The sequence below is a fragment of the Ureibacillus suwonensis genome (assembly GCF_042655065.1).
Taxonomy (GTDB): Bacteria; Bacillota; Bacilli; order Bacillales_A; family Planococcaceae; genus Ureibacillus; species Ureibacillus suwonensis.
Genome location: NZ_JBHSNQ010000038.1, coordinates 1 through 18820, shown reverse-complemented (window position 1 = coordinate 18820; position 18820 = coordinate 1). Strand labels below are relative to the sequence as shown.

32 protein-coding genes are annotated in these 18820 nt (G+C 40.9%); all 32 read left to right on the top strand.

All coding sequences use genetic code 11. From position 1 onward, the window contains the following. The first annotated feature begins 9 nt into the window (after positions 1-9). The 32 genes from rplV (at position 10) to tnpC (ending at position 18161) form a co-directional block, all read left to right on the top strand. Complete coding sequence (rplV, locus tag ACFPOH_RS03470) at positions 10-357, top strand: 50S ribosomal protein L22 (protein ID WP_141601978.1); 348 nt, start codon at positions 10-12, stop codon at positions 355-357. Between the two features lie 2 nt (positions 358-359). Beyond that, a complete protein-coding gene (rpsC, locus tag ACFPOH_RS03465; protein WP_342470865.1) occupies positions 360-1016 on the top strand; it encodes a 30S ribosomal protein S3 in 657 nt (218 codons plus the stop codon). A 2-nt stretch (positions 1017-1018) separates the two neighbouring features. Then, positions 1019-1453 carry a 50S ribosomal protein L16 gene (rplP, locus tag ACFPOH_RS03460; RefSeq protein WP_208651269.1) on the top strand — a complete coding sequence of 145 codons (435 nt, stop codon included), beginning with the start codon at positions 1019-1021 and terminating at the stop codon, positions 1451-1453. After that, positions 1443-1643, top strand: coding sequence for a 50S ribosomal protein L29 (rpmC, locus tag ACFPOH_RS03455; RefSeq protein WP_342470866.1), 201 nt, complete (start codon positions 1443-1445; stop codon positions 1641-1643). Before rplP ends, rpmC begins: the two co-directional genes overlap by 11 nt. Positions 1644-1660: 17 nt before the next feature. Continuing rightward, complete coding sequence (rpsQ, locus tag ACFPOH_RS03450; RefSeq protein WP_342470867.1) at positions 1661-1924, top strand: 30S ribosomal protein S17; 264 nt, start codon at positions 1661-1663, stop codon at positions 1922-1924. Positions 1925-1968: 44 nt separating this feature from the next. Continuing rightward, on the top strand, positions 1969-2337 hold the full coding sequence (gene rplN / locus ACFPOH_RS03445; protein WP_342470868.1) for a 50S ribosomal protein L14: 369 nt from the start codon (positions 1969-1971) through the stop codon (positions 2335-2337). A gap of 37 nt (positions 2338-2374) precedes the next feature. Further along, positions 2375-2683, top strand: a complete 309-nt coding sequence (rplX, locus tag ACFPOH_RS03440) for a 50S ribosomal protein L24 (protein ID WP_342470869.1) — start codon at positions 2375-2377, stop codon at positions 2681-2683. 27 nt (positions 2684-2710) lie between these two features. Then, entirely contained in the window at positions 2711-3250 is a 540-nt protein-coding gene (gene rplE, locus ACFPOH_RS03435; RefSeq protein ID WP_342470870.1) for a 50S ribosomal protein L5, read from the top strand. An 18-nt stretch (positions 3251-3268) separates the two neighbouring features. Continuing rightward, positions 3269-3454 (top strand): type Z 30S ribosomal protein S14, encoded by a 186-nt coding sequence (locus tag ACFPOH_RS03430; protein WP_342580634.1) that lies wholly within the window; start codon positions 3269-3271, stop codon positions 3452-3454. A 32-nt stretch (positions 3455-3486) separates the two neighbouring features. Next, positions 3487-3885 (top strand): 30S ribosomal protein S8, encoded by a 399-nt coding sequence (rpsH, locus tag ACFPOH_RS03425; RefSeq protein ID WP_342470872.1) that lies wholly within the window; start codon positions 3487-3489, stop codon positions 3883-3885. 30 nt (positions 3886-3915) lie between these two features. Beyond that, positions 3916-4455, top strand: coding sequence for a 50S ribosomal protein L6 (gene rplF, locus ACFPOH_RS03420; protein WP_342470873.1), 540 nt, complete (start codon positions 3916-3918; stop codon positions 4453-4455). Between the two features lie 31 nt (positions 4456-4486). After that, positions 4487-4846, top strand: coding sequence for a 50S ribosomal protein L18 (rplR, locus tag ACFPOH_RS03415; RefSeq protein ID WP_342470874.1), 360 nt, complete (start codon positions 4487-4489; stop codon positions 4844-4846). Positions 4847-4867: 21 nt separating this feature from the next. Next, on the top strand, positions 4868-5368 hold the full coding sequence (rpsE, locus tag ACFPOH_RS03410) for a 30S ribosomal protein S5 (protein ID WP_342470875.1): 501 nt from the start codon (positions 4868-4870) through the stop codon (positions 5366-5368). Between the two features lie 12 nt (positions 5369-5380). Further along, positions 5381-5563, top strand: a complete 183-nt coding sequence (rpmD, locus tag ACFPOH_RS03405; protein ID WP_342470876.1) for a 50S ribosomal protein L30 — start codon at positions 5381-5383, stop codon at positions 5561-5563. A 36-nt stretch (positions 5564-5599) separates the two neighbouring features. After that, positions 5600-6040: a 50S ribosomal protein L15 gene (gene rplO / locus ACFPOH_RS03400; protein ID WP_342470877.1), complete on the top strand. Its 441-nt coding sequence runs from the start codon at positions 5600-5602 to the stop codon at positions 6038-6040. Next, on the top strand, positions 6040-7335 hold the full coding sequence (secY, locus tag ACFPOH_RS03395) for a preprotein translocase subunit SecY (protein ID WP_342470878.1): 1296 nt from the start codon (positions 6040-6042) through the stop codon (positions 7333-7335). The genes rplO and secY overlap by 1 nt, the downstream gene beginning before the upstream one ends. A 62-nt stretch (positions 7336-7397) precedes the next feature. Next, complete coding sequence (locus ACFPOH_RS03390) at positions 7398-8054, top strand: adenylate kinase (protein WP_342470879.1); 657 nt, start codon at positions 7398-7400, stop codon at positions 8052-8054. A 401-nt stretch (positions 8055-8455) separates the two neighbouring features. Then, complete coding sequence (gene infA, locus ACFPOH_RS03385; protein WP_208651283.1) at positions 8456-8674, top strand: translation initiation factor IF-1; 219 nt, start codon at positions 8456-8458, stop codon at positions 8672-8674. Between the two features lie 36 nt (positions 8675-8710). Continuing rightward, the gene (gene rpmJ, locus ACFPOH_RS03380) at positions 8711-8824 is read left to right on the top strand and encodes a 50S ribosomal protein L36 (protein WP_000868344.1); all 114 of its coding nucleotides are present in this window, start codon (positions 8711-8713) and stop codon (positions 8822-8824) included. Positions 8825-8846: 22 nt separating this feature from the next. After that, on the top strand, positions 8847-9212 hold the full coding sequence (gene rpsM / locus ACFPOH_RS03375) for a 30S ribosomal protein S13 (protein ID WP_208651284.1): 366 nt from the start codon (positions 8847-8849) through the stop codon (positions 9210-9212). 22 nt (positions 9213-9234) lie between these two features. Beyond that, on the top strand, positions 9235-9624 hold the full coding sequence (rpsK, locus tag ACFPOH_RS03370; RefSeq protein ID WP_016839392.1) for a 30S ribosomal protein S11: 390 nt from the start codon (positions 9235-9237) through the stop codon (positions 9622-9624). Positions 9625-9752: 128 nt separating this feature from the next. Further along, entirely contained in the window at positions 9753-10697 is a 945-nt protein-coding gene (locus ACFPOH_RS03365) for a DNA-directed RNA polymerase subunit alpha (protein ID WP_342470880.1), read from the top strand. 42 nt (positions 10698-10739) lie between these two features. Next, the gene (gene rplQ, locus ACFPOH_RS03360; protein WP_016839395.1) at positions 10740-11120 is read left to right on the top strand and encodes a 50S ribosomal protein L17; all 381 of its coding nucleotides are present in this window, start codon (positions 10740-10742) and stop codon (positions 11118-11120) included. Between the two features lie 364 nt (positions 11121-11484). Next, entirely contained in the window at positions 11485-12330 is an 846-nt protein-coding gene (locus ACFPOH_RS03355; protein WP_342470881.1) for an energy-coupling factor ABC transporter ATP-binding protein, read from the top strand. Next, on the top strand, positions 12306-13172 hold the full coding sequence (locus ACFPOH_RS03350; RefSeq protein WP_342470882.1) for an energy-coupling factor ABC transporter ATP-binding protein: 867 nt from the start codon (positions 12306-12308) through the stop codon (positions 13170-13172). The genes ACFPOH_RS03355 and ACFPOH_RS03350 overlap by 25 nt, the downstream gene beginning before the upstream one ends. Further along, complete coding sequence (locus ACFPOH_RS03345) at positions 13172-13969, top strand: energy-coupling factor transporter transmembrane component T family protein (protein WP_342471214.1); 798 nt, start codon at positions 13172-13174, stop codon at positions 13967-13969. Before ACFPOH_RS03350 ends, ACFPOH_RS03345 begins: the two co-directional genes overlap by 1 nt. Before the next feature lie 15 nt (positions 13970-13984). Continuing rightward, positions 13985-14728 (top strand): tRNA pseudouridine(38-40) synthase TruA, encoded by a 744-nt coding sequence (gene truA, locus ACFPOH_RS03340; protein ID WP_342470883.1) that lies wholly within the window; start codon positions 13985-13987, stop codon positions 14726-14728. A 160-nt stretch (positions 14729-14888) separates the two neighbouring features. Beyond that, positions 14889-15326: a 50S ribosomal protein L13 gene (gene rplM / locus ACFPOH_RS03335; protein WP_342470884.1), complete on the top strand. Its 438-nt coding sequence runs from the start codon at positions 14889-14891 to the stop codon at positions 15324-15326. 22 nt (positions 15327-15348) lie between these two features. Then, entirely contained in the window at positions 15349-15741 is a 393-nt protein-coding gene (rpsI, locus tag ACFPOH_RS03330; protein WP_342470885.1) for a 30S ribosomal protein S9, read from the top strand. 271 nt (positions 15742-16012) lie between these two features. Next, the gene (locus tag ACFPOH_RS03325; RefSeq protein WP_016839676.1) at positions 16013-16210 is read left to right on the top strand and encodes a hypothetical protein; all 198 of its coding nucleotides are present in this window, start codon (positions 16013-16015) and stop codon (positions 16208-16210) included. A gap of 19 nt (positions 16211-16229) precedes the next feature. Further along, positions 16230-16553 carry an IS66 family insertion sequence element accessory protein TnpB gene (gene tnpB, locus ACFPOH_RS03320; protein WP_342581848.1) on the top strand — a complete coding sequence of 108 codons (324 nt, stop codon included), beginning with the start codon at positions 16230-16232 and terminating at the stop codon, positions 16551-16553. A gap of 48 nt (positions 16554-16601) precedes the next feature. Further along, positions 16602-18161: an IS66 family transposase gene (gene tnpC / locus ACFPOH_RS03315; RefSeq protein WP_465270736.1), complete on the top strand. Its 1560-nt coding sequence runs from the start codon at positions 16602-16604 to the stop codon at positions 18159-18161. Positions 18162-18820 lie beyond the last annotated feature (659 nt).

Here is an 18820-nt window from a genome sequence, read left to right as displayed (position 1 = left end):
TAGATCCTGATGACAACAAAAGCTAAAGCTGTTGCTCGCACAGTCCGAATTGCACCTCGCAAAGTGCGTTTAGTGGTTGATTTAATCAGAGGTAAGCAAGTAGGAGAAGCAGTTGCGATTTTACGTCATACTCCAAAAGCGGCGTCTCCAGTCGTTGAGAAAGTATTGAAATCCGCAGTTGCAAACGCTGAGCACAATTACGATTTAGATCCAAATAACTTATATATTTCTGAAATTTACGTTGATGAAGGACCAACTTTAAAACGCTATCGTCCACGTGCGCAAGGACGTGCAAGCGCAATTAACAAACGCACAAGCCACATCACTGTAGTGGTATCTGAGAAGAAGGAGGGTTAATTTTGGGTCAAAAAGTACATCCAAACGGATTGCGTATCGGCATCATTCGTGACTGGGAATCCAGATGGTACGCTGAAAAAGACTTTGCCGATTTGCTTCATGAAGATCTCAAAATCCGTAAATATATCGAAACGACATTAAAAGATGCAGCTGTTTCCAAAGTGGAAATTGAACGCGCTGCAAATCGTGTGAACATTACAATCCACACTGCGAAACCAGGAATGGTTATCGGTAAAGGTGGTACTGAAGTAGAAAACCTACGCAAATACTTAAGCGATCTTACTGGCAAACGTGTACACATCAATATCGTTGAAATCAAAAAACCGGATCTTGATGCAAAATTGGTTGCTGAAAATATCGCACGTCAACTTGAAAACCGTGTTTCATTCCGTCGTGCCCAAAAACAAGCAATTCAACGTACAATGCGCGCTGGTGCAAAAGGGATTAAAACTCAAGTGTCTGGTCGTCTAGGCGGTGCAGATATCGCTCGTGCAGAACATTATAGTGAAGGAACTGTACCACTTCATACGCTTCGTGCTGATATCGATTACGCTCATGCAGAAGCGGATACAACATACGGAAAATTAGGCGTAAAAGTATGGATTTATCGTGGTGAGGTCCTTCCTACGAAGAAAAACTCTGCGGAAGGAGGAAAATAATTATGTTAATGCCAAAACGCGTGAAATATCGTCGCGAACATCGCGGTAAAATGCGTGGTCAAGCAAAAGGCGGCCGCGAAGTACAATTTGGTGAATGGGGCCTTCAAGCTACAACAGCTAGCTGGGTGACAAACCGTCAAATCGAAGCAGCCCGTATTGCGATGACTCGTTACATGAAACGTGGCGGTAAAGTTTGGATTAAAATCTTCCCACATAAACCTTATACGAAAAAACCTCTTGAGGTACGGATGGGTTCCGGTAAAGGTTCTCCAGAAGGTTGGGTAGCTGTAGTAAAACCAGGAAAAGTTATGTTTGAAGTTGCCGGTGTATCTGAAGAAGTTGCACGCGAAGCTCTTCGATTAGCATCACATAAACTTCCTGTAAAATGTAAAATTGTGAAACGTCAAGAAACTGGTGGTGATTCTAATGAAAGCTAATGAAATCCGTGAACTTGCCACTTCTGAAATCGAAATGAAAATCAAATCACTTAAAGAAGAGCTTTTCAACCTTCGCTTCCAATTAGCGACTGGTCAATTAGAAAATACAGCTCGCATTCGTGAAGTTCGTAAAGCGATTGCGCGCATGAAAACTGTGATTCGTGAAAGAGAAATCAGTGGAGATAACTGATAAAGGAGGTCCGGTATATGTCTGAGCGTAAACAGCGCAAAGTTTACACTGGCCGTGTAGTTTCAGATAAAATGGACAAAACAATTGTCGTTTTAGTTGAAACTTACAAAAAACACAAATTATACGGCAAACGTGTAAAATACTCTAAAAAATTCAAAGCTCATGATGAGCATAACGAAGCTAAAGTTGGCGATATCGTGCGCATTATGGAAACACGCCCACTATCAGCTACAAAACATTTCCGTCTTGTTGAAGTTGTAGAAAAAGCGGTTGTTATTTAATAGAAATTCGGAAATAACGGAAATTCCGAAGGGAGGTAACCTAAATGATCCAACAAGAATCTCGTTTAAAAGTTGCTGACAACTCTGGTGCACGTGAAGTGTTAACAATTAAAGTGCTTGGTGGTTCTGGACGCAAAACTGCTAATATCGGTGATATTATCGTTTGCACAGTTAAGAAAGCAACACCAGGAGGCGTTGTTAAGAAAGGCGATGTTGTAAAAGCCGTAGTAGTACGCACAAAATCTGGTGTACGTCGCAAAGATGGTACTTATATCAAATTTGACGAAAACGCATGTGTGATCATCAGAGACGATAAATCACCACGTGGTACTCGTATTTTCGGACCGGTTGCACGTGAGTTGCGTGATAAAAACTTTATGAAAATCATTTCCCTAGCTCCAGAAGTTCTTTAATCATTTGATAGTACCAATTAAGGAGGTGCGACACATAATGCATGTTAAAAAGGGCGACAAAGTAAAAGTTATTACTGGTAAAGATAAAGGCAAAGAAGGTATTGTACTTGCCGCATTCCCTAAAAAAGATCGGGTAATCGTTGAAGGCGTTAATATTGTGAAAAAACATATGAAGCCTAACCAATTAAACCCGCAAGGTGGTATTGTAAGCCAAGAAGCACCAATCCACGTTTCGAACGTTATGCTAATCGATCCAAAAACTGGCGAGCCGACTCGTGTAGGTTATAAAATCGAAAATGGCAAAAAAGTTCGTGTTGCAAAAAAATCAGGTGCAGTTATCGACTAATAAGAAATTTTGAAAGGAGGTACAAACATGAGCCGCCTAAAAGAAAAATATAAAAACGAAGTAGTTCCTGCTTTAATGAATAAGTTTGGGTATAAATCTGTAATGCAAGTTCCTAAAGTTGAAAAAATCGTAGTAAACATGGGTGTTGGTGACGCTGTACAAAACTCCAAAGCGTTAGATGCAGCTGTTGAAGAACTAGCGATCATCACTGGTCAAAAACCTGTTGTAACTAGAGCGAAAAAATCAATCGCCGGATTCCGTCTACGTGAAGGTATGCCAATTGGCGCGAAAGTTACTTTACGTGGTGACCGTATGTATGAATTTCTTGATAAATTAATTTCTATCGCACTTCCACGTGTACGTGACTTCCGCGGTGTTTCTAAAAAAGCGTTCGATGGTCGCGGTAACTACACTTTAGGAGTTAAAGAACAATTGATTTTCCCAGAAATCGATTACGATAAAATTTCAAAAGTACGCGGTATGGATATCGTGATCGTAACGACAGCGAATTCTGATGAAGAAGCTCGCGAGTTATTGACACAATTCGGTATGCCGTTCCAAAAATAATAAAAGGAGGGCGAAATCGTGGCAAAAAAATCAATGATTGCTAAACAAAAACGCAAACCTAAGTTCCAAGTGCAAGCTTACACACGTTGTGAACGCTGTGGTCGTCCACACTCCGTATATCGCAAATTTAAACTTTGCCGTATTTGTTTCCGTGAACTTGCATATAAAGGACAAATTCCTGGTGTGAAAAAAGCTAGCTGGTAATGCCCAAAAAATGGGAAGGAGGTAAAAGGAATATGACAATGACAGATCCAATTGCAGATATGCTAACTCGCATCCGTAATGCGAACATGGTTCGTCACGAGAAGCTTGAAGTACCGGCTTCCAAAATCAAGAAAGAAATCGCTGAAATTCTTAAGCGAGAAGGCTTCATTCGTGATGTAGAATATATCGATGACAACAAGCAAGGTATCATCCGTATTTTCTTGAAATACGGAAAAAACAATGAACGTGTAATCACTGGATTAAAACGTATTTCCAAACCAGGTTTACGCGTATATGCAAAAACTGACGAAATTCCAAAAGTATTAAACGGATTGGGAATCGCTATACTTTCAACTTCTCAAGGTGTGTTGACTGACAAAGAAGCACGCGCTAAAAAAGTTGGCGGAGAAGTATTAGCTTACGTTTGGTAATAAGTAATATGCGAATGGAGGTGCAATGAAATGTCTCGTGTAGGAAAAAAACCGATTGAGGTTCCTTCTGGCGTTACAGTGACAGTTAGTGATGACAATACTGTAACAGTAAAAGGACCGAAAGGCGAATTAACTCGTCAATTCAACCAAGAAATGAAAATTGAACAAGAAGGAAATATCATTACAGTTGTTCGCCCTTCTGATTCAAAAGAACACCGTACAGTTCACGGTACAACTCGCGCGTTACTCGCTAACATGGTAAAAGGTGTATCTGAAGGATTCTCCCGTTCTTTAGAATTGATCGGGGTTGGGTACCGTGCTCAATTACAAGGTAAAAAGCTTGTACTAAACGTTGGTTACTCACATCCTGTAGAATTCACACCTGAAGCTGGTATCGAAATCGAAGTTCCTTCAAATACAAAAATCGTTGTAAAAGGAATCGATAAAGAACGTGTAGGTGCATTTGCAGCCGATATCCGCGCTGTACGTCCACCTGAACCATACAAAGGTAAAGGTATTCGCTACGAAGGTGAATATGTACGTCGTAAAGAAGGTAAAACAGGTAAGTAATTAGATTGAGCGTTAGAAAGGAGTGACCGCTATGATTACGAAACTAGACAAAAACAAAGTTCGTAAAAAACGTCATGCACGCGTGCGTACTAAAGTACACGGTACACCTGAACGTCCACGTTTGAACGTATATCGTTCTAATAAACATATTTACGCACAAATCATTGACGATGTTGCAGGACATACACTTGTAAGTGCATCAACATTGGAAAAAGGTTTCGAAGGTCCTGGCAGCAATAAAGAAGCTGCAGCTAAAGTTGGCGAATTGATCGCTAAACGTGCATTAGAAAAAAATATTACTTCCGTTGTATTTGACCGTGGTGGTTATTTATATCATGGACGTGTGAAAGCATTAGCAGAAGCTGCACGCGAAAACGGTTTACAATTCTAATAAGAAGGAGGGACATACTTCATGAGTCGTATTGACGCAAGCAAATTGGAACTTGAAGAACGCGTTGTTGCGGTAAACCGCGTTGCGAAAGTTGTAAAAGGTGGACGTCGCTTCCGCTTCTCAGCGCTAGTAGTAGTAGGTGACAAAAACGGTCACGTAGGATTCGGTACTGGTAAAGCTCAAGAAGTACCAGATGCGATCCGCAAAGCTGTAGAAGACGCGAAGAAAAACTTGATCGAAGTACCACGTGTGGGTGGAACAATTCCACATGAGGTGATTGGTCACTTCGGTGCAGGAAAAATTTTAATGAAACCTGCTTCAGAAGGTACTGGAGTTATCGCTGGTGGTCCAGTTCGTGCAGTACTTGATTTAGCTGGAATTTCTGATATCTTATCAAAATCTTTAGGATCCAACACACCTATCAATATGGTACGTGCTACTGTTGATGGATTAAAACAATTAAAACGTGCTGAAGAAGTTGCAAAGCTTCGAGGTAAGACAGTAGAAGAGCTACTAGGATAAGGGGGGATAATCATGGCAAACAAATTAGAAATCACCCTTACAAGATCTGTAATCGGCGCGAGCGAAAAACAGCGCAAAGTAGTTGAAGCTTTAGGTTTAAAAAAGGTGAATTCTACTGTAGAACATGCAGATAATCCTGCTATTCGTGGTATGATCAATAAAGTATCACATTTAGTTACTGTTAAAGAAATTTAATGGCTGAATTAAATATATAAGGAGGTGCCACCTAAGATGAAACTTCATGAGCTAAAACCAGCGGAAGGTTCACGTAAAAAACGTAACCGCGTTGGTCGTGGTATCGGTTCAGGTAATGGTAAGACTGCAGGACGCGGTCACAAAGGTCAAAACGCTCGTTCTGGAGGCGGAGTTCGTCCAGGATTTGAAGGTGGTCAAAACCCACTGTTCCGTCGTTTACCAAAACGTGGCTTTACTAATGTAAACCGTAAAGAATACGCAATCGTGAACCTTGACGCGTTAAATCGTTTCGAAGACGGTGCGGAGATCACTCCTGCATTGTTAATCGAAACAGGTGTTGTGAGCAAAGAAAAAGCTGGTATTAAGATCCTTGGAAACGGAACTCTTAACAAAAAGCTTACTGTAAAAGCTCACAAGTTCTCTGCTTCAGCAAAAGAAGCGATCGAGAACGCTGGCGGAACAGCTGAGGTGATTTAATGTTTCGTACTTTCGCAAACTTTATGCGCGTCCGCGATATTCGCAATAAAATTATCTTCACTTTACTAATGCTGATCGTTTTTCGTATAGGAACTTTTATCCCTGTACCGAACGTGGATTCAGATGTGTTAAAAGTAACGGATGATCTTAACTTGGTTGGTTTTCTGAACGTGTTTGGCGGCGGTGCTTTATCGAATTTCTCCATCTTTGCGTTGGGGATTATGCCTTACATCACTGCTTCCATCATCGTTCAATTGTTACAAATGGATGTCGTGCCTAAGTTTGCAGAATGGGGACGCCAAGGTGAAGTAGGCCGGCGTAAGTTGGCTCAATTTACTCGCTACTTTACCGTAGTATTGGCTTTCATCCAAGCCCTCGCCATGTCATTTGGTTTTAACCAATTATATGGTGGATCGTTAATTACGAATACAAGCTTCCTTTCCTATTTAACGATTGCAATCGTGCTTACTGCCGGTACAGCATTTTTGCTTTGGCTCGGTGAGCAGATTACCGCTCATGGCGTTGGAAACGGAATTTCAATCATCATCTTTGCAGGTATCGTTGCCGCGATACCTACTACAATTAACCAAATTTATGCCCAACAAATTGAAGGTGCAGGGGATCAACTATTCATCCGTATAATCGTTTTAGTGCTACTTGCATTAATTATGTTGGCTATCGTTGTTGGAGTCATTTACTTCCAACAAGCATTGCGTAAAATTCCAATCCAATATGCAAAACGGGTATCAGGCCGAGTACCGCATGTTGGAGCACAACAAACGCACTTGCCATTGAAAGTGAATGCTGCAGGGGTTATTCCGGTAATCTTCGCGGTGGCATTCATCATTACACCTCAGACGTTAGCGGCGTTTTTCGGTCAAAACAAAGTGACAACGTTCATTATCAACACGTTTGACTATACAAAACCTGTTGGAATGATCATCTATATCGCATTGATTGTTGCGTTCACATATTTCTACGCATTTGTTCAAGTGAATCCTGAACGCATTGCGGATAACTTGAAGAAACAAGGTGCGTATATCCCTGGAATCCGTCCAGGAAATGATACACAAAATTACTTAACGAAAGTGCTATACCGTCTAACATTTGTCGGTGCACTATTTTTATCCGTTGTTGCGATATTGCCTATTTTGTTTATTAACTTTATGAATTTACCAGCTTCCGCCAAAATTGGTGGAACAAGCGTCATCATCATCGTTGGTGTCGCGCTGGAAACAATGAAACAATTAGAAGCACAATTAGTAAAACGTCATTATAAAGGTTTCATGAAATAAAGGTTGGTTAGGAAACATTTTTTTGTTTCCTAAGCCAGCACCTTGGGGAGGGAAATGTCCGTATGAATATTGTTTTAATGGGCTTGCCAGGTGCCGGTAAAGGTACACAAGCAGAAAAAATTGTAAACAAATACGAAATCCCTCATATTTCTACAGGTGATATGTTCCGCGCTGCCATCAGTCAAGGCACTGAACTTGGTCTTAAAGCGAAATCCTATATGGATCAAGGTGCGCTGGTTCCTGATGAAGTAACTATCGGTATCGTTCGTGAAAGACTGGCTCAAGAGGATTGTGAAAAAGGATTCTTGCTTGATGGATTTCCACGTACGGTTGCACAAGCAGAAGCTTTAGACAACATCTTAGAGGAACTTGGCAAAAAAATTGATCACGTGATCAATATTCAAGTGGAAAAAGATGAGCTGGTAAAACGTTTGAGCGGTCGTCGCATTTGCAAAACATGTGGAGCTACTTATCACGTGGTTTTCAACCCTCCTAAAGTAGAAGGAAAATGTGATAAGGACGGCGGAGAATTATATGTTCGTGCAGACGACAATCCTGAGACAGTTGCTAATCGCCTGGAAGTAAATATGAAACAAGCACAACCTTTACTTGATTTCTATGAATCAAAAGGATTGTTAACTAATATTAACGGACAGCAAGATATCGAAAAAGTGTTTGCTGATCTCGACGCTCTACTCTTACAGGGCAGCCGCAGCTGATACCCGTCATTCTTTCGAAAGTCATAATACTTTTCGCGAGGGGTATTCGGAGGCAATATAACGAAAAAAAGTTGCAAAAGCATATAGTGCCCGGTATACACTGCTTGCGAAAGTGCTTATACTTACAAAAGAGTTCTTTTGTGAAGAGTGTTATGGGTTTCGTGGAAGCATCTAGTGAACGGGTATGAATTACTTGTGTTTCCGGACATCCTTAACAAAGGAGTACAGCTCTATACCGGATTGTTCATTCCCTGGATTGTGTGAAGCGAAACCAGCGAGCGTCTTTCGAACATCTCTCATACAATCCAATGTTTGTTAATGGAGTTGCTTCTAACCTGCAAAATTGTTGCGAGTGTTCTCAGACGGGAACCGTTTAGCACATAAAGAAGGGAGACAGGTTGATGGCGAAAGACGATGTAATTGAAGTTGAAGGAACAGTTGTTGAGACTTTGCCAAACGCGATGTTTAAGGTACAATTAGAGAATGGGCACACAGTGCTTGCACACGTTTCTGGAAAGATCCGTATGCATTTCATCCGAATTCTGCCTGGAGATAAAGTGACAATCGAATTATCTCCGTACGATTTGACTCGCGGTCGTATCACATACCGTTTTAAATAATCTTTGCACTCCGAAGACTTAAGGAGGTTGAGTTGAATGAAAGTGAGACCATCAGTAAAACCGATTTGCGAAAAATGTAAAGTTATTCGCCGACGCGGTAAAGTAATGGTAATCTGTGAAAATCCAAAACATAAACAAAAACAAGGATAATTTTTAAGGAGGTGCGAAAAATATGGCACGTATTGCTGGTGTTGATATTCCTCGCGATAAACGCGTAGTGATTTCATTAACTTATATTTATGGTGTTGGTAAAGCAACTGCTAAAAAAGTATTAGCTGCTGCTGGTGTTTCTGAAGATACTCGTGTACGTGATCTTACTGAAGACGAATTGGACAGAATTCGTACAGAATTAGATAAATATAAAATTGAAGGTGACTTACGCCGAGAAGTATCACTTAACATTAAACGCTTAATGGAAATCGGCTGCTACCGTGGTATCCGTCACCGTCGTGGTCTACCAGTCCGCGGACAAAATACGAAAAACAATGCACGTACTCGTAAAGGTCCTCGTAAAACTGTAGCAAACAAGAAAAAATAATAAGTAAAGGGGGTTTACCGAAATGGCTCGTAAACAACAATCACGTAAACGTCGCGTGAAAAAAAATATCGAATCAGGTATTGCGCACATCCGTTCAACATTTAACAATACAATCGTAACGATCACTGATATGCAAGGGAATGCAGTTTCCTGGTCAAGCGCAGGTGCTCTTGGATTCAAAGGTTCTCGTAAATCCACTCCATACGCTGCTCAAATGGCTGCCGAAGCTGCTGCAAAAGCGTCCCTTGAACATGGTTTAAAAACGTTAGAAGTAACTGTTAAAGGTCCAGGTGCAGGTCGTGAAGCAGCTATCCGTGCACTTCAAGCTGCAGGACTTGAAGTAACAGCAATTAAAGATGTTACACCAGTTCCACATAACGGTTGCCGTCCGCCAAAACGTCGTCGTGTGTAATGGGTGCAACTCTTTGGAGTACATCATTCTTGTGCAAGAAGAATTGTACAAATTTATAAAGTCAAGTTTTTTTGACTATTATGATGGTATGACCTATACAGTCGATGTTTTGAAGGAGGGTAAATTGAATGATCGAAATTGAAAAACCAAGGATTGAAACTGTTGAGATCAGCGAAGATTCCACATATGGTAAGTTTGTAGTAGAACCGCTCGAACGTGGATATGGAACTACTTTGGGAAATTCATTACGGCGTATCCTTCTATCCTCATTACCTGGTGCAGCTATTACATCTGTACAAATTGATGGGGTATTACATGAATTTTCAACAATTGAAGGGGTAGTAGAGGATGTTGCTTCCATCATTTTAAATCTTAAAAAACTTGCTCTGAAAATCTACTCTGATGAAGAAAAAGTTCTTGAGATTGATGTAAAAGGTGAAGCAACAGTAACAGCTGCTGATATCACTCATGATAGTGACGTTGAAATTTTAAATCCAGATTTGTATATTGCAACAATCGCAAGCAACGGTCATTTGCGTATGCGCATGTATGCAAGAAGAGGCCGTGGTTATACTCCTGCTGATCAAAACAAACGTGAGGATCTTCCTATCGGTGTGATCCCGATCGACTCTATTTACACTCCAGTTTCACGCGTTAATTATCAAGTGGAAAATACTCGTGTAGGACAAAACTCTGACTACGATAGATTATCCCTTGATGTGTGGACTGATGGAAGCATCGGTCCGAAAGAGGCGATTTCACTCGGAGCGAAAATTTTAACGGAACATTTAAATATTTTTGTTGGTCTAACTGATGAAGCACAAGCAGCGGAAATCATGGTAGAAAAAGAAGAGGACCAAAAAGAAAAAGTATTGGAAATGACAATCGAGGAATTGGATCTTTCTGTTCGTTCCTATAACTGTTTAAAACGTGCAGGTATCAATACAGTATTAGAACTTACGAATAAATCAGAAGACGATATGATGAAAGTTCGCAACCTTGGTCGTAAGTCTTTGGAAGAAGTAAAAGCAAAACTTGCAGAACTTGGCTTGTCTTTACGCAAAGAAGACTAAGCAATCGTTATTTATTATGTTCGAATAAAGGAGGGAACATTCATGGGTTACAGAAAACTTGGCCGTACTAGCTCTCAACGTAAAGCGTTATTACGTGACTTAGCAACTGATTTGATTATTAATGAACGCATTGAGACAACTGAAGCTCGTGCAAAGGAATTACGTTCAGTTGTAGAAAAAATGATTACTTTAGGTAAACGCGGGGATTTACATGCTCGCCGTCAAGCTGCAGCATTCATTCGCCGTGAAGTAGTGACAACAACTGATGAAGAAGGCAATGAAAAAACAAAATTTGCTCTTCAAAAATTATTCGATGATGTTGCGCCACGTTACGCTGATCGTCAAGGTGGTTATACACGAATTCTAAAAGTGGGTCCTCGTCGTGGAGATGGAGCACCTGTTGTAATCATCGAACTAGTTTAATTCTCAAGGGGGTATCCGGATAAACCGGCTAGGCTTGCCCCCTTTTTTACAAATGAATGATTTATACGACAATAAAGGCATCTGAGCGTTATGATGATCGAATGCTTCCATTCGTATCGTCTAGCTCTCCGCACCTCATTCATCCGGTTACGGCACGAAAAGGGAACGTTAATCGTTAACTGAAGGTTATTAGCGCATTTCTCCTGAATGAGGTGCGCGCTTTTTTATTCACATCAATTTCTCTATCAATATGTAAAAATAAAATACGTTTAATGATCTGGCAGAATTAAACGTGTTTTATTTTTATATATAGAAGTTTTCCAAGCAAACAGAGAAGGAGAGCCCTGTAGAGAGGAGCATAGAAATGACCGAAATTTTATCGTTTCAAAATGTATCTTTTTCATATACACCAGAAAAACCGGATGCCCGCAAAGCTGTCGACAACGTCTCATTTACGGTTCGTGAAGGCGAATGGATCGCCATTGTCGGTCATAATGGATCAGGCAAATCTACAATGGTGAAAATGGTTTGCGGCCTTCTCTTCCCTCAACAAGGAGAAATCCGCGTCATGCAAAATGTATTGAGCGAAGAAAACTTGTGGGATATCCGTTCGAAAATCGGGATGGTTTTTCAAAATCCGGATAACCAATTTGTGGGGGCAACCGTGCAAGATGACGTGGCTTTTGCTTTAGAAAATAACGGGATCCCTTATGAAGAAATGGTGGAGCGGGTTTCAGCATCTTTGAAAAGAGTGAAGATGTATGAATTCCTGAACCATGAGCCCCATCATTTATCCGGTGGGCAAAAACAGCGTGTGGCCATTGCCGGAGCTCTTGCAATGCACCCTAAACTGTTAATTTTGGATGAGGCCACTTCCATGCTGGATCCCCAAGGTCGCGCGGAGGTGCTGCAGACGGTTCTCGAATTAAGAAAAGAAATCGGGTTGACCGTATTATCGATCACCCATGACGTCGAGGAGGCGCTTCTTGCGGACCGCATCATTTTTATGAACCAAGGAAAAAAATACGCGGAAGGAACACCGGAAGAGATATTTGCATTAGGGGACAAGCTGATTGAATTTGGATTGGAATTGCCTTTTGCCATGAGAATGACAAAGCTGCTTCAAGCAAAGGGTGTGCCGCTTATAGGAAAAAATCTGACAGAAGAAGAGTTGGTGAATGATTTATGGACATCAAACTTCAACAAGTAAGCTTTGCATATTCAGTAGGTACACCATTTGAGAAGTACGCTTTATTTGATGTGGATTTAACGATTCCATCCAAAACATACCATGCCATTATCGGACATACCGGTTCCGGTAAATCGACGATTCTGCAACATTTCAACGGGCTCTTGAAGCCGACGAAAGGAACCGTACAGATCGGGGACCGTAAAATTGAGGCGGGAAAAAAGGCGAAAGATTTAAAACCTGTTCGCCAAAAAGTGGGCATTGTTTTTCAATTTCCGGAGCATCAGTTATTTGAAGAAACGGTGTTAAAAGATATCATGTTTGGTCCGATGAATTTCGGCGTTTCTGAAGAAGAAGCGGAAAAGAGGGCGCGTGAAGGCATCAAACAAGTAGGATTGCCTGAGGAAGTGCTCGAGAAGTCGCCTTTCGATTTATCCGGCGGGCAAATGAGACGTGTGGCCATTGCTGGTGTACTGGCGATGAATCCCGAAGTCATCGTTTTGGATGAACCGACTGCAGGGCTCGATCCAAGAGGACAAAAAGAAATCATGGATTTGTTTTATCGCTTGCACAAAGAAAGAGAATTGACGACGATTCTTGTTACCCACAGCATGGAAGATGCGGCCAAATATGCAGATCAAATTTCCATCATGCATGAAGGCCGCTGTGTGCGGACCGGAACTCCCCGGGAAATCTTTTCTGACAGCGAAACCCTTAAGAAATACCGGTTGGAAGTGCCGCGCATCGTCAATTTTCAGCAAAAGATAGAAAAGTTGATCGGAACGCCGCTCTCAAAAATATGTTTAACAGAGGAAGAATTGGCGGAAGAAATTGCCCGGGTGATAAAGGAGCGTGATCGTTGATGATGGAGAAAATGATTTTTGGGCGCTTTATTCCAGGCGATTCTTTTGTCCATCAATTGGATCCACGTTCCAAATTGATTTTTACTTTTATTTTTGTCATCATCGTGTTTTTGGCAAACAATACAATCACTTACTGCTTATTATTGGCATTTACTTTGCTGGCCATTCTTATTTCCAAAATTCGTCTCTATTTTTTAGTGAATGGGTTAAAACCTGTGATCATTTTGATCATTTTCACGTTTCTGATCCACATTCTCTTTACGAGAGAAGGCAGTGTCTTATTTGATCTTGGTTTTCTTAAAGTATATGAAGGCGGTTTGAGACAAGGAATTTTCATTTCCATCCGCTTCACCGTGCTTGTATTCATGACAACGATATTGACATTGACAACTTCGCCGATTTCCATAACGGATGGACTTGAGGTGCTGTTAAATCCTTTAAAGAAACTTAAATTGCCCATCCATGAATTGGCCTTGATGATGTCCATTGCGTTGCGCTTCATTCCGACTTTGATGGATGAAACGGACAAAATCATGAAAGCGCAAATGGCGAGAGGATCCGATTTGGGTTCAGGCCCAATCAAAGATCGGGTCAAAGCGGTTGTCCCGCTGCTGGTTCCACTATTCGTCAGCGCATTTAAACGGGCGGAAGATTTGGCGACTGCGATGGAGGTGCGGGGATACCGCGGAGGAGAAGGCCGCACACGTTATCGGAAATTAAAATGGGATGCGAAAGATACAATCTGCATTTTTGCACTAGTATTCATAACGGCCCTTTTAATCTTTTTCCGCAGTTAGAAAAGGGTGATCGAATTGCGACGAATGAAAGCGGTCATTGCTTATGACGGAACAAATTTTTCCGGCTATCAGGCACAACCGGGAAAACGGACCGTGCAATCGGAAATTGAAAACGTATTGACGGAAATGCATAAAGGTGAAAAGGTGCGCATTTATGCCAGCGGGCGTACAGATGCGCGGGTGCATGCCACTGGACAAGTGATTCATTTTGATACTAGGCTTTTCATCCCAAGCGAAAATTATAAAATTGCATTGAACGCGCAGCTTCCTGGTGACGTGCGCATATTGGAAATGGAAGAGGTATCGCCGGATTTCCATGCCCGTTTCAGCGCGAAGGGAAAACGGTATCGATATAAGTGGAATTGCGAGGAAGTGCAAAGTCCATTTAAAAGGCACTATACCGTTGAAACAAAAGGGAGAAAACCGGACGTCGGCAAAATGAAGGAGGGCGCGGGGTATCTCATCGGCACCCATGACTTCACAAGTTTTTGTGCCGCCAGCACCCCCGTGGAGGATAAAGTGCGTACCATCCATTCCCTTGATTTTGAATGGCACAACCAGGAGCTTCATATGGTCATTGAAGGAAGCGGCTTTTTATATAATATGGTCCGCATTATCGCAGGCACTTTGTGGGAAGTGGGGATCGGAAAAAGGGAGCCGGAATCCGTAAAGGAAGCCCTTGAAGCCAAAAACCGTGAAATGGCCGGCACAACCGCTCCACCCCACGGATTGTATTTGGAAAAAGTGTTTTATGAATAAGAAAACAACTTACCCTTGTGTATGACATTTTTCTTGACTAATGTTTTAATCTATAATATTATAACATATGGTATTTTCATTCCACTTATAAGCCCCGAAACTTATTAGTGTGAAAAATGGAAAATTAACGGTTCATGAAATCGATTAGGAGGATATATACATGCGTACAACATTTATGGCGAAAGGTCATGAAGTAGAGCGTAAATGGTTAGTGGTTGACGCAGAAGGCAAAACGTTAGGGCGTTTAGCTTCTGAAGTTGCGGCTATTTTACGCGGTAAACATAAACCAATCTATACACCACACGTTGACACTGGTGATCATGTCATCGTAATCAACGCTGAAAAAATTCAATTAACAGGTAAAAAATTAACTGACAAAATCTACTACCGTCACTCACTTCATCCTGGCGGTTTAAAGAAACGTACAGCAGGCGAAATGCTTGAAAAAGATCCAACAAGAATGATCGAACTTGCAGTAAAAGGTATGCTTCCTAAAAACTCTTTAGGACGCAAAATGTTCAAAAAGCTTCATGTTTATGCAGGTCCAGAACATCCACATGCTGCACAAAAACCAGAAAGCTATGAGCTTCGCGGATAATTAATTAGAGGAGGATATTCACTTGGCACAAGTTCAATATACTGGCACAGGTCGTCGTAAAAGCGCAGTAGCTCGTGTACGTTTAGTACCTGGCGAAGGCAAAATCATCATTAACAAACGTGATGTAGAAGAATATATTCCATTTGAAACATTACGTGAAGTGATTAAACAACCATTAAAATTAACTCAAACTTTAGGTAGCTACGATGTATTAGTAAACGTTCAAGGTGGCGGTTTTACTGGTCAAGCTGGCGCTATCCGTCATGGTATCGCTCGTGCGTTACTTCAAGTTGACCCAGATTTCCGTCCAACTTTAAAACAAGCTGGTTTACTAACACGTGACCCACGTATGAAAGAACGTAAAAAATACGGTCTCAAAGGCGCTCGTCGCGCACCACAATTCTCAAAACGTTAATTTATCAACGTTTACAGCCCATTCTGGATTTTTTAGAATGGGCTGTATATTTAATAAAAAGGGCTCTATAATATTTGGTGTTGGTGGATACAACCAGCACCAATTTTTTTACACAAAAAAATGAAACATGTGACAAACTCTGGTAAAATGTAATCGCCAAACCACATTTCCCAAAGGAGTTGTGTCGTAAGCCCGAATTCAAACGACGCATATCAATCGATCGTACCTCCCTGTAAGATAGAGTTATCGATTACAGAGGAGGTGTTTTTGTTTGGCAGTTGAAAAACTAAATATCGTCCCTGTCAATTTGGAATCCGATTCTGATTCAACTCCACCCTCAACGAGTCGTGGTCCTCTCAAACCTGTATGCGTTATTCAAGCAACAAATTTTAAAATCTCCTTTTACCCCGGTGTAAAACCTCACATCATTCAAACGGTCATCAAGGAGTTGAATAGCAGTGATTCATGATTTTACTAAGTGAAAAAATATCTATATCATTTGTGGTCGTACGGATATGAGAAAAGGAATTGATGGTCTTGCCACCTTAATTCAGGATTCTTTCGAACTGGATCCATATAGCAACGCCATTTTCTTATTTTGTGGACGGAAGAAAGACCGCTATAAATGTTTGTATTTTGATGGAGATGGCTTCGCCATGTTATACAAACGAATCGATAACGGCAAACTCCAATGGCCCAGAAATGAAAATGAGGTTCGAAATTTGACTCAACAGGAGCTTCGATGGTTGCTCGAAGGGCTCTCGATTCAACAACCTAAAGCCATCCAAAAATCGAAAAAAGGTGCCTTCTAAATACCGATTCATGATATAATCAACTCTATATAGAATCAGTACGGAAAAGTGGTGGATGTTGTGAACAATGATTCAAACGAAAAGTTAATTCAGTTATTAGAAGAGCAACTAGCTCATGCCAATCAAAAAAATGATGAACTGTTGAAACAAATTGAATTATTGTCACAACAAGTTCGTTATTTAACTAAACGGCTTTATGGCTCAAAATCTGAAAAATCAAAGTATCAAGCTCCAGACGGACAGTGTTCTTTGTTTGATGACGACTCTTTTTTTAATGAACCTGAGCACACAGGAGAAAAAAGCACGGACACTGTGACATACACAGTTGTTCGTAAACGACATAACAAGAAAAAACGAAATGATTCTTTTATGGATGGTTTAGAAATTGAAGAAATTCATCATCATCCAGAAAACTTACAATGCGAGTGTTGTCAATCACCTATGACAGAGATTGGCAGCACGATTGTACGAGAAGAAGCAAAATTCATACCAGCTACTATGAAGCGTGTTCAGCATATTGAACACGCTTATGAGTGCAGGTCTTGTAAAAAAGATTCGAATAAAGACTCACAAATCAAACGTGGAAAAGCACCGCAACCTGCCATTCAGCGAAGTATCGCAGGACCAACGGTCTTAGCAAAACTCATCTATGATAAATTTATTCTTTATTTACCTTTATATAGGCAGGTAAAGGAATGGCATCGTTATGGTTTACTAACCAATGATAAGAACCTATCCAACTGGGTGATTCGCACTGCAGAAGATTGGCTTCTTCCATTATATAATCGGATGAAAGAAACGCTCTTGAAAAAATCTATCCTTCATGTCGATGAAACCTATGCCCAAGTTTTGAACCGCTCTGATGGGAAGCCAGCCCAGTCTAAGGCTTACAACTGGGTATTCCGTAGCGTAGCATCTCAAGGTCCAGCAATTGTTCTGTTCCATAGTGCTTTATCTCGAAGTCGGGAAATTTTGACTGACTTTATAAAAGGCTTTAAAGGAACGATGATCTGCGATGGATATTCTGCATATCATGATGTATCGAATATTCATTTTGCCAACTGCTGGGCTCATGTTCGTCGATACTGGTTAAAAGCTGATAGTAAAAATGGACGGATTGGTGTGGATTATTGCAATCAACTTTATCGGTTAGAACGTAAATTTAAAAAACTTCGACCGAGTGAACGTAGAAAAGCAAGACAAAAGGAGTCCAAACCAATCGTCGAGGCATTTTTCAAATGGATTGATGAATCTCCTTTCTATGGAAAGAATGCCCTTGCCAAAGCTGCGGAGTATACATTGAAGCATGCCGAAGGCTTAAAAGCTTTTCTGTATGATGGGCGCATTGAAATGGACAATAACCCAGCTGAAAATGCGATTCGGCCAAATGTCATTGGAAGAAAAAACTGGCTGTTTTCCGTCAGTGAATCTGGAGCCGATGCGAATGCCATCTGTTTAAGCTTGGCTGAAACGGCAAAAGCTAATGGAATTGATTTTTATCAATACTTAGTGAAAGTATTGTCGGAACTCCCAAGTTTACCAATCCATCAACAGCCAGAAATATTAGATCGCTATTTGCCATGGTCGAAAACAATTCGTGAATCATGAGCAATGGCAAAATAGCCCTCAATCCGAAAAAACTTGGGATTGAAGGGCTATTCGTCGTGTGTACCAGAAGGGTGCGTATTTTTTTATTTATCTCACATATTTCGGGCTTACGTTGTGTCACATGTCTCACCATCATTCTATACGAAACCTACTCAATATAAAAGACAAAAATATCACATTTGATGAAAATTTTTGTTCTACCGAAACGATCAAAAAAGTAAAAGCTAAAGTCTTTCATGGGACGTTAACGTATCAACCAAAAGCTTGTTATGCTTGTGGCCATGTCTTTGATGANCCTAGCATTTCAGGTTTTCATACCTACTTAAAATTGCGTAAACAGCGTTATTTCTGTAAACATTGTCATTCCACGTTTACTTTAAAAACGAGCGTCGTGGCTAAAAACTGTTGTATTTCCAACAATACCAAAGTATCGATTGCTTTAAACGCCAAAGATAAAATATCCGAAAAAGATATTGCGATGAAACATAATGTTTCTCATGCCACTGTCAGTCGAGTCATTGACAGCTTTTATAGCTACTATCAACCAAATGTTCACTACCTTCCAAAGCATTTGTGTTTTGATGAGTTTAAATCAGTGAAATCCGCAGCTGGAGCGATGTCCTTTATTTTCTGCGACTCTGAAACGGGGGAGATTGTGG